9 protein-coding genes are annotated in these 10585 nt (G+C 71.4%); 6 read left to right on the top strand and 3 right to left on the bottom strand.

Annotated elements, in window-relative coordinates; translation table 11 throughout:
* Positions 1-63: 63 nt before the first annotated feature.
* Both BMZ82_RS24510 and BMZ82_RS24505 read right to left on the bottom strand, forming a co-directional pair.
* On the bottom strand, positions 64-1650 hold the full coding sequence (locus tag BMZ82_RS24510) for an IS1182 family transposase (RefSeq protein ID WP_093779322.1): 1587 nt from the start codon (positions 1648-1650) through the stop codon (positions 64-66).
* Positions 1651-1715: 65 nt separating this feature from the next.
* On the bottom strand, positions 1716-2843 hold the full coding sequence (locus BMZ82_RS24505; RefSeq protein ID WP_093779319.1) for a CobW family GTP-binding protein: 1128 nt from the start codon (positions 2841-2843) through the stop codon (positions 1716-1718).
* A gap of 322 nt (positions 2844-3165) precedes the next feature.
* Here BMZ82_RS24505 and BMZ82_RS24500 point away from each other — a divergent pair, with 322 nt between their 5' ends.
* Both BMZ82_RS24500 and BMZ82_RS24495 read left to right on the top strand, forming a co-directional pair.
* A complete protein-coding gene (locus BMZ82_RS24500) occupies positions 3166-3723 on the top strand; it encodes a DUF6082 family protein (RefSeq protein ID WP_093779317.1) in 558 nt (185 codons plus the stop codon).
* Positions 3724-4001: 278 nt separating this feature from the next.
* Positions 4002-4241 carry a hypothetical protein gene (locus tag BMZ82_RS24495; protein WP_093779315.1) on the top strand — a complete coding sequence of 80 codons (240 nt, stop codon included), beginning with the start codon at positions 4002-4004 and terminating at the stop codon, positions 4239-4241.
* A gap of 150 nt (positions 4242-4391) precedes the next feature.
* Here the strand turns inward: BMZ82_RS24495 and BMZ82_RS24490 are convergent, their stop codons facing one another.
* Positions 4392-5558 (bottom strand): citrate synthase/methylcitrate synthase, encoded by a 1167-nt coding sequence (locus BMZ82_RS24490; protein ID WP_093779313.1) that lies wholly within the window; start codon positions 5556-5558, stop codon positions 4392-4394.
* Between the two features lie 98 nt (positions 5559-5656).
* On the opposite strand from BMZ82_RS24490, the gene BMZ82_RS24485 reads away from it, so the two are divergent.
* The 4 genes from BMZ82_RS24485 (at position 5657) to BMZ82_RS24470 (ending at position 10574) form a co-directional block, all read left to right on the top strand.
* Complete coding sequence (locus BMZ82_RS24485; protein ID WP_093779336.1) at positions 5657-6913, top strand: citrate synthase; 1257 nt, start codon at positions 5657-5659, stop codon at positions 6911-6913.
* A 206-nt stretch (positions 6914-7119) separates the two neighbouring features.
* On the top strand, positions 7120-8061 hold the full coding sequence (locus BMZ82_RS24480; protein WP_093779311.1) for a sucrase ferredoxin: 942 nt from the start codon (positions 7120-7122) through the stop codon (positions 8059-8061).
* Positions 8062-8190: 129 nt separating this feature from the next.
* Positions 8191-9897: an ATP-binding protein gene (locus BMZ82_RS24475; RefSeq protein WP_093779309.1), complete on the top strand. Its 1707-nt coding sequence runs from the start codon at positions 8191-8193 to the stop codon at positions 9895-9897.
* Positions 9894-10574: a response regulator gene (locus BMZ82_RS24470; RefSeq protein ID WP_093779307.1), complete on the top strand. Its 681-nt coding sequence runs from the start codon at positions 9894-9896 to the stop codon at positions 10572-10574. Before BMZ82_RS24475 ends, BMZ82_RS24470 begins: the two co-directional genes overlap by 4 nt.
* Positions 10575-10585: the final 11 nt, after the last annotated feature.

The following is a 10585-nucleotide window of genomic DNA, read 5'->3' as shown; positions in this document are numbered from 1 at the left end:
CTAGAAGACTGCTGAAAATCTTGAGGGTGGGGCTGTCCGGCCGTGGGCCGGGCGGCCCTTGCGCTATGCGATGGCCGGGGTGAGGTGCCAGCTGCCGTTGGCCCGGGTGAGTCCGAGGTTGATGAGTCGGCGGAGGTTGAGGGCGGCGGCGCGGTGGTGGAGCCAGATGTTGTTGGCGATGACGCCGTGGTAGGGGACTCTGCGGTTGCCCTTGGCGACGAGCCAGGCGATGGCCCGTTCAACTGGTGGCCGCCATCTGCGGTATTCGTCCTGCCAGGCCACATCGTTGGCGGCCTGTGCCCGGGCGGCGGCCAGCAGCTCGTGCTGGGGGTGGACGTTGAGCGTGCGCCCGGTCTTGGAGGTGGTGCAGCGTCCGCGCAGGGGGCAGCCGGTGCACAGGCGTTTGAACTGGGCGGTGCGGGCGCCGTCGGCTTTGACCTGTCCGAGGTTGGCGGTGTGTCCGGCCGGGCAGGTCGCGGTGCCGGACGCCGCATCGATGTGGAAGTCGTCGATGGTGAAGCCGCCGGGGACGGCCTGCCGCAGCGGTGGCGGCTTGATCACCAGGGTGTGGCCGTCGGCCTGCAGCTGTTCGCGCAGCCGGCCGGTGCCGTACGCGGAGTCGCCGAGCACGGTTAACTCCTGGCCCTCGTCCTCGTCGGCCAGCAGACCGACGGCGACGGCGGCCTCGTGGTTGTCGGGGCCGTGGCCGCCGGTGGCAGCAATCGCGGTGAACAGCCCGGTCTCCGGCTCGAAGGACGCATGTCCTTTGAAGCCGTCCTGGTGGCGGGTTCGGTTTTTGTGGATGTGCCGTGCGTCCGCGTCGACGGTGGACACGGTCCGGTCCGCGACCGTGCGCCGGGCGATGCGCCAGCGTCCGTCGCGTCCGTCGGAGTCCTCGGCCGGCTCCACGTCCTGGCCCGCGACCAGGGCCAGCAGACCCACCGCGTTCGCCGCCTTCTCGCCCAGGTCCTGTTCGGGCAGGTGTCCGAGCAGGTTGATCGCGTCGGTGACCAGCGCGTCGACCAGTGCGGCGCGCGCTTGCTCGTCGTCCCAGGCGATCCTCGGCTTGCCCGGATCGGTGTAATCGTGCGCCGTGCACCACTGCTGCGCGGTCTCCTCGCCGCCGGGGACCTCGCGGATCACCCGGCGGACCGCGGAGATGATCTGGGTGACGGTGTCCTGGGTGGCCACTGCATCATCAAGGACGGTGGAGTCCAGTGCCCGCCGCCGCTTGCCCTTGAGTACCCCGGTTGAGGCCACGACCTCTTTGACCTTGGTGAAGATCCGCGTCGGGTCGGCCGAGTGACGCAGGCGGCGCCGGAAGTACGTCAGCAGCGACGGATCGAACGCGGTGTCGTACAGGCCGAGTCCGCAGGCGGCCTTCCACCGCAGGTCACAGCGCAGCTCTTGGACCGTCTCGAAGTCCGACAGCCCGTGCAGGCTCTGCAGGACCACCGTCGCGGCCAGCACCTGCGGCGGCAGACTCGGACGCCCGTTGGACGACGGATACATGTCCGCGAACATCGACTGCGGAAACAACACCTCACGGTGCTCGGCGAGGAACGCGAACACGCTCCCGGCCGGGATCAACTCCCGGCAGGTCTCCCACACATCCGGCCCGACCATCTCCCCGGCCCATTCCCCCTGCATGCCTACAAGACTGGCCCCGGACCAGCCGGTCCGGGGCCAGAACGCAAAAGATTTTCAGCAGTCTTCTAGACGACGGCTTCGGTCTCGACTTCGGCTTCGGCTTCGGCTTCGGTCTCGGGGAAAGTCTCTTCCTCGGGGCCCTGGACGTAGCGCAGGACGCCCCACATGCCGTGTTCGTCGGCGTGTGGGGCGTCGTTCGTGCACGCTTCGAGTTCCTTGCCGAGGGCGGCGGTGTCGATGCCGGAGCCGATCAGGACGAGTTGGGTGAGGCGGGCGGCCGCGGTCGGCCAGAGCTCCGGGTAGAAGCGGAGGAAGCGGCCGACGGCGTGCACGGCGTACCGGTTGGCCGGGTCGTGCGGGCCGAAATCGACGTACCCCTTGATCCGGTACAGCCCCTCGGGCCTGCTGTCGAGGAACGCCATCAGCCGACGCGGGTCGAGGGGGGCCTCGGCGGTGAAGGAGAGGCTGTCGTAGGCGGTGTGGAGGTGGCCGGTGTGGTCGTCCTCGCTGTGCGCGCCCCCAGCGTGGTCCTCGCCTGTGTGGTCGTGGAGGTCGTCGAAGGAGAGCTGCCCGACGCGCTCCTCGCTCGGCCGGCAGTCGAAGAGGAACTCGGGGTCGACGCGGCCGTAGGTGGCGGGGACGACGGCGGCCCGGTCGGTGAGGGACCGGACGAGCCCCAGGACGCGGTCGGCGTCGGGCGCGCGGTCGAGCTTGTTCACCACGACGAGGTCGGCGAGGGCGAGGTGCCGGTCGACCTCGGGGTGCCTGGCCCGGGTCTCGTCGAACTCGGCGGCGTCGACGACCTCGACGAGCCCGCCGTAGACGATGCCGGGGTGCTCGCTGGCGAGCACCATCCGCACGAGTTCCTGGGGCTCTGCGAGGCCGCTGGCCTCGATGACGATCACGTCGATGCCGACGGCCGGCGCGGCGAGCCGTTCGAGGTAGACGTCCAGTTCACTGGCGTCGACGGCGCAGCACAGGCAGCCGTTGCCGAGGGAGACGGTGGAGTCGCCGAGCGCGCCGGCCACCGCCATGGCGTCGATCTCGATCGCGCCGAAGTCGTTCACGATCGCGCCGATCCGGCTGCCGCCGCTGCGATGCAGGAGGTGGTTGAGCAGGGTCGTCTTGCCGGAGCCGAGGAATCCGGCGAGCACGACGACCGGGATCTGCTGCGGACTACGGCTCTGCGACACGTGCGACCTCTCTGACACCTCGCGCGCACCGGCTCACGGCCCGGCGCGCGTACGAGAACTGAATGCGGCCCCAGGATACGAGCCGCCAGAAACACCGCGAAGTGAACGATTGTCAGCCGCACTGGCGGGGCAGACGTCTGGCAAGGCGCCCTGGCGTGCGACCCTCGCTTCCCTCTGTGCGCCTCCCCTCCGCCTCCCCCGCCGATCAGAGCCGCTCGGCACTCTGGGAGACGGCAAGCGCCGCCCACCGCTCGCCGGTCCCCGTCACGCCCACCCGCACCCCGACGACCGGCGCTCGGCCGCCCGATCGGGGGTCTTTGACATGGCCACACAAAGGTTTGGGGTACGCGGACTCCGTACGGCCGCTGCGGCGGCCGTCGGCATGGCCGCGGGCGCCCTCGTCACCATGGCGGCACAGCGCCATGCGCTGGAGGCACTCCGCGTGCGACTGGAACACCTGGAACGGACCGCCCACTCCCAGCAGCACACCAACCTGGCCAACCAGCAGCGCCTGCACTGGGAATTGCTGAGCAAAGCCATCGACGACCCCGAACTGGCGGAAGTGCTGGACCTCTTCGAGGCACCCGTTTCCACCAAGCAGCGGCGCCAGTACCTCTACGCCAACGCTCTCTACACGAACGCGCTGTTTTATTACCGGATCGGCAATATATCCCGTGAAGAGTTCTTCGGGTACATCCGTGGCATTCTGCAGAACCCTGTCGTACGGGAGTACTGGTATGCGACGAGACATCAGCGGGCGACCATGGCCGACGGTTCGGACGAGGCGGAACTCGGCCGCATGGTGGACGAACTCCTGACACAACTCGAGGAGTCGGACGCGGACGAATGGTGGGTGGTGGGCGAGCCGCCGAGCCCATGAGCGCCGGGCCCGTGAGCACCGCGCGCGCGGCGCACACCGGAGGCCGAGGGCTCACACGTCCGGCCGCACTCCCCGTTCCCCGAGTTCACACCCTCGGCCCATAACGAACAGGTCAAGTCGGGAGTTGAGGGGGATGCAAAGAGGTTGACTCGCGCTTGATCGCGTAGAGGACCCCACCAGATCGTCGCTACGCCGCCGGATGACGAGCGCACCCCACAGGGCCCGCCTTGCACCGCGCAGTCGTCGTGCGCAAGCCAACGGACCCGAGGGAAACAACAGTGAGCCAGATCATTCGACGAATCGGTGCGTCTCCGCGCGAACGAGGAAGCGTGAGCGGAGCAAATTGCCCCGATATCTTCGAACTTGCCGACGGTAATTTCGCCGTCATCGGTACGGACGCGACGCACTCACTGGACCCCGCGCTTCCCGCCGACGCCTCACGCGGCGGCCACGAGCGCATTGTCGTCATCACGCGCGAGACTCTCCTCCGCGCGAAGGCCGATATTCCGGACCTCTAAGCCCCATTAGGCTCTCCGGAGCCTCCCGAGGCCTCCGGCGGCTTCCGAAAGGCCTCCGCCGATGGGCCTCTCGAGCGAAAACGGCCCGGTTCGCCCGCCCGCGACACCGGGCCTTTCCTCGCGTCCGGCCGCTCTTCGAACGGGACTTCTTCAGGTCATGACCGGCACCTCCGCCGGTGCTCCCGGCCCCACATACCGCGCGACCGGGCGGATGATCTTCGAGTCCTCCGCCTGCTCCAGGATGTTGGCGCTCCAGCCGACCACCCGCGCCGCCGCGAAGGTCGGGGTGAACATCTCGCGGGGCAGTCCGCACAGTTCCATGACCACGCCGGCGTAGAACTCCACGTTGGTGTGCAGTTCCCGGCCCGGCTTCAGCTCGGCGAGGATGGCCTCCACGTGCCGTTCGACCTCGACGGCGAACGCGACGCGCGGGCCCCCGAAGCGCAGGGCGATCTCGCGGAGCATGCGCGAACGCGGGTCCTCCGTGCGGTAGACGGCGTGTCCGAAGCCCATGATGCGCTCACCGGCGAGGACCCGCGCACGGATCCAGGGGTCGATGCGGTCGGGAGTGCCGATCGCGTCCAGGGTGTCCAGGGCGCGGCTGGGCGCGCCGCCGTGCAGCGGCCCCGACAGTGCCCCCACCGCCCCCACGAGACACGCGGCCACGTCCGCCCCGGTCGAGGCGATCACCCTCGCCGTGAACGTTGATGCGTTGAAGCCGTGATCAATGGTGGCGATCAAGTATTGCTCGACGGCCCGGGCGCGCTCCGGATCGGGCTCGACGCCGGTCAACATGTACAGGTAGTTCGCCGCGTACGGCAGGTCCTCGCGCGGCTCGACGGGATCGAGCCCGCGCCCCAGCCGGTGCAGCGCCGTGAGCAGCGTCGGTACGGCCGCGGCCGCCACGACCGTGTCCTCGCGGCGGCGGTCCGCGTCGACGTCGTACACCGGCCGGAAGTCCTTCGCCGCGCCGAGCAGCGACAGCGCCGTCCGCATCCCGGCGAGCGGGTTCGCGTCCGCGCCGGCCGCCGCGATGGCGGGCAGTGCGGCGGACACCTCGTCCGGCAGCCGCCGTAGCGCTGCGGTCTCGGCGGCGAAGGCGGCGCTCCGTCGCGCGTCCGGCAGAGCGCCGTGGACCAGGAGGTACCAGACGTCCTCGAAGCGGCGGGTGCGCGCGAGGTCCACGGCGGAGTACTGGCGGTAGTGGTAGAAGCCCTCGCGTCCCCGGACGTCGCCGACCTCGGTTTCGGCGACGACGACACCCGCGAGGCCCCGCGGCACGTCGAGGCGGGTGGTTGCGGCCATGTTGACGGACATGTTTCCTCCCTGGACTTGATTCGACTGTCCATGATTGACTCGACCTCTGTCAATATTGATTGAATCAATATATGTGTCTTGTGGATACGGTGACCCACATGCGTGATCAGGAACCCGGCCCAGGCCACCCCGAACGACGGCTGACCACCAAGGAGGCCGCCGAACTGCTGGGCGTGAAGCCCGAGACCGTGTACGCGTACGTCAGCCGCGGCCACCTGAGCAGCAGACGCACGCCCGGCGGCCGGAGCAGCACCCTGGACGCCGACGAGGTCGAGGCCCTCGCCCGGCGCAACAGGCGGGAGGGCAGCGGCAGTCCGGGGTCCGGGTCGGAGCTGTCGGTGCGCACGCACGTCACGTTCATCAACGAGGACCGCTACTACTTCCGGGGCGTCGACGCGGTCGAACTGACCGCCCGGCACTCCTACGAAGAGGTCGCCGAGTGGTTGTGGACCGGTCGGCTGCGCCCCGGGATCACCTTCACCGCGCCCGAGGAATCCGTCATGGCCGCCCGCCGGGTCGTGGCGGCGCTGCCCGAACACACTGGCCCCACCGACCGGTTGCGGGTCGCCGCCGTGGCCGCCGCGGCCGCGGACCCCCTGCGGTTCGACCTCTCCGAGGACGCCGTGCTCGGTACGGCGCGCATCCTGATCCCCACCCTCGTCGCCGCCCTGCCCCCGAAGCGGCCCACTCACCGCGACGAGGGCTCCCTCGCCCTGCGCCTGTGGGCCCGGCTCAGCGGACGCCCCGCCGACAAGGCGCGGCTGCACGCCCTCGACACGGCACTCGGCCTGCTCGTCGACCACGACCTGGCCGCCTCGACGCTCGCGGTGCGCGTCGCCGCCTCGGCCCGCGCTCACGCCTACGCGGCCGTCTCCGCCGGGCTCGGCGTGATCGAGGGACCGCTGCACGGCGCGGCCGCCGGGCTCGCCCACCGCATGCTGCAAGAGGTGCTCGACCTCGGCAGCGCCGCCCCCGTGATCGCGGAGGAGCTGCGGGCCGGCCGCCGCGTGCCCGGCCTCGGCCACCGGATCTACCCCGGCGAGGACCCACGCGCGCGTGCCCTGTTCGCCCTCCTGGAGGACATTCCCGAAGCCGCGCCCGCCCTCGCCGCGGCCCGGGACATCGTCGCCACGACCGCCCGCCACGCGCCGTTGCACGCCAACGTCGACCTGGCGCTCGCCGTCCTCACGGTGTCCTGCGGGATGGAGTCCTCGGCCGGCGAGACGATCTTCGCCGTGGCCCGCACGGCGGGTTGGATCGCCCACGCCCTGGAGGAATACGGCGAACGCCCGCTACGGATGCGCCCGAGCGGACACTACGTGGGGCCCAAGCCTCCGCAGCCGCTGCCGGAGTAGGCGGGGCCGATCACGCGCGCGGGTCACTCGGGAGTTCGGGGGCAGGGCAGGAACGGGACGGGAGAGGTCAGGGGCGCGCCTCGTCGCCAAGCCGGCGCAAAGGTGCCGTACCGGCACGCGTACGCGTACCCCGTGCGGCAGGACACGTGCCCGGCAGGGCCTCGCCCGGAAGTCGCCCCGCGTCAAGTCAGGTTAGGCTCACCTCTGTGAGTACGTGCGCGACCGTCTCGCGGGATCTCGACGAGCCCCTCTCCGGAACCGCGGCCACGGCAACGACCTGGCTCCTCCTGGAACAGCCCGGCCCCTGGGGTGCGAAAGCGCTGGTCTCGAGCCACCTGGACCCCGCCTTGGGCCGCGCCCTGGAGACCGCCGCGCAGGACACGGGCGTACGCGTCGCGCTCATCCGGCGTCCTGGCCGCCACGCGGACCTCGGCGCACCGCGCCTGCGGCAGGTGTACGCGGCGCACACTGTCCCCGGCAGGGTGTGGCTGCACAGCGCCACGACCCACGACCCCCGGCAGTTGCTGGACCTCGACTTCGCCGCGCTGGGCCGGGGCGACCACCACACCTTCGACAGCGCGCTCCGGGGCCGGCCGCACACCGGCGACCCGCTCGCCCTCGTCTGCACCAACGGCAAGCGCGACCGCTGCTGCGCCCTCCTCGGCCGTCCGCTGGCCGCGGAACTCGCCGCCTCCGGGGTACGGGGCGCCTGGGAGGTCACCCATCTGGGGGGTCATCGCTTCTCCCCCACCCTGCTCGTCCTGCCGCACGGGTACGCGTACGGCCGCGCCGAGGCCCACGCCGTCAAGGAGGTCCTGCACGGCGTCCAGGAGGGGCGCATCGTCGTGGAGGGGTGCCGTGGGAGTTCGGCCTGGGAGCGGCCCGGCCAGGCGGCGGAGCTGGCGGTGCGCGCGGCCACCGGCGAAGACGCGGCGGAGGCGCTGAGCGTCGTACGGACCACCGGCGGCGCACCGCACTGGGAGGTGACCGTCGCGCACACCGACGGACGCCACTGGCAGGTCGACGTGGCCCGGGGCGACTCCCGGCCGCCCCGGCCGGAAAGCTGCGGCACGTCGGTCCTCGGTTCACCTGCGCGGATGGATGTGCTCGCGGTGCGTGAACTGGCGGGGACGGCACTGGCGGGCTGACACACCCCCGAACATGGCTCGACCGCGCCCCGCGCGGACACGGCCGAACCGTTTCCTCTTGATCGGGTCAAGAGATCCACATCACCCGCCCCTACGGCTGCACCGGCCCACCCACGTACCGTCTTGGGTATGAGCCCCACTCCCCCCGCCCGCCGCCTGCGCCTCGGAATGCCTCGGCGTGTGTTCTCGCAGGTGCTGCTGATGCAGTTGGCGATCGCCGCGGGAGTCGTGGTGCTCGCGACCGGGCTGTTCCTCGCCCCGCTCAGCGATCAACTGGACGACCAGGCGATGCGCCGCGCCCTCGCCATCGCGCAGACCACCGCAGCGGTGCCGCAGATCGCCGAGGACCTCCAGAGCACCCGGCCGACCGCCGGCGGACCGGTGCAGCGGCAGGCCGAGCGGATCCGTGCGGCCAGCGGCGCCGAGTACGTCGTGGTGATGGACCTCAACGGCACGCGCTGGTCGCACTCCGACGCCGAGCAGATCGGCGGCCATGTCTCGACGGACCCGAGCGAGGCCCTGGCCGGCAAGGACGTGATGGAGATCGACAGCGGCACCCTGGGCCGCTCGGCACGCGGCAAGGTGCCCCTGCGCGACAGCGAGGACCGGATCATCGGCGCGGTCTCGGTCGGCATCGAGTACGACAGCGTGCGCGCCCGCCTGATCCACGCGATCCCCGGGCTTTTCGCCTACGCCGGAGGCGCCCTCGCCGTGGGCGCGCTGGCCGCCTGGGTGATCTCCCGGCGGGTCCAGCGCCAGACGCGTGACCTGGCCTTCTCGGACATCTCGGCGCTACTGGCCGAGCGCGAGGCGATGCTGCACGGCATCCGCGAGGGCGTCGTCGCCCTGGACCGCGCGGGCCGCGTCCGGCTGCTCAACGACGAGGCGCAGCGCCTCCTCGGTGTCGGGGACGAGACCATGGGCGCGTCGCCCGACGAGGCCCTCGGCGAGGGACGTACGGCCGACGTCCTGGCCGGCCGGGTGACCGGCACGGACCTGATCGCCGTCCGAGGCCAGCGCGTCCTGGTCGTCAACCGCATGCCCACCGACGACGGCGGCGCCGTGGCCACCCTGCGCGACCGCACCGAGCTGGAACAGCTCGGCCGCGAGCTGGACTCGACACACGGCCTGATCGACGCGCTGCGCGCCCAGGACCACGAGCACGCCAACCGCATGCACACACTGCTGGGACTGCTCGAACTGGAGATGTACGACGACGCCGTGGAGTTCGTCGGGGAGGTGGTCGGCGATCACCGGGCCACCGCCGAGCAGGTGACCGAGAAGATCGAGGACCCGCTGCTCGCCGCCCTGCTGGTCGGCAAGGCGACCGTCGCGGCCGAGCGCGGCGTCGCCCTGTGGGTCTCCGACCGCACCCGGCTGCCCGACCGCCTGATCGACCCGCGCGGGCTGGTCACGGTCGTCGGCAACCTCGTGGACAACGCGCTGGACGCCGTCGGCGGCAAGCCGCACGCGCGCGTGGAGGTCGAACTGCGCACAGAGGGCCATGCCGTCGTACTGCGGGTGTGGGACACCGGCCCCGGCGTCCCGGCCGAGCAGCGGGAACTGATCTTCACCGAGGGCTGGTCGACGAAGAAGCCGCCCGCGCACGGCAAGCGCGGCATCGGGCTCTCCCTGGTGCGCAGGCTCGCCGAGCGGCAGGGCGGCAGCGCAGCGGTCGGCGAGGCGGCCGGCGGGGGCGCCGAGTTCACCGTCGTCCTGCCCGAGGCGCTGACCGAACCCGACCTGGAACCCGGTCCGGACGCCGGTCTGGACCCCGGCCCGGAACCCGCGTGGGCCGCTCCGGCGCAGGGTGCTGTCGAGGGGGAGTCGCGATGATCGAGGTCCTGGTCGTGGACGACGACACCAGAGTCGCCCGGGTCAACGCCGCCTACGTCGAGAAGGTGCCCGGCTTCCATGTCGCCGGTGAGGCGCACAACGCGGCAGAGGCGCTGCGCCAGGTGGAGCTGCTGCCCCGTCTGGACCTCGTCCTGCTGGACCACTACCTGCCCGACGAGACGGGTCTGGAGGTCGTCCAGGAGATGCGCCGACGCGGCCACCAGACCGACGTGATCATGGTGACGGCCGCGCGGGACGTCTCGACGGTGCAGGCGGCGATGCGCCAGGGCGCCCTGCAGTACCTGGTGAAACCGTTCGCCTTCGCGGGCCTGCGCGCCAAGCTGGAGGCGTACGCCGACCTGCGCCGCACGCTCGACGGCGGCGGCGAGGCCGAACAGGCCGACGTCGACCGCATCTTCGGCGCGCTGTCCGCCCCCTCGGAGCCCGGTCTGCCCAAAGGGCACTCCCCCACCACCGCCGAACTCGTACGCCAGTCCCTGATGAACGCCGAAGGGCCCCTGTCGGCCCAGGAGATCGCCGACCGGACCGGGGTGAGCCGCCAGACCGCCCAGCGCTACCTGAAGCTCCTGGAGCGCACGGGAAGGGCCCGGCTGACCCTGAAGTACGGCGACGCGGGCCGCCCGGAACACCGGTACCTGTGGGCGACCCGCGCCTGAGGGAGCCTGCT

Source organism: Streptomyces sp. yr375 (assembly GCF_900110755.1).
Lineage (GTDB): Bacteria > Actinomycetota > Actinomycetes > Streptomycetales > Streptomycetaceae > Streptomyces.
The sequence above is the reverse complement of the archived record's forward strand: the minus strand, read 5'-3'. Positions and strand labels throughout refer to the sequence as shown.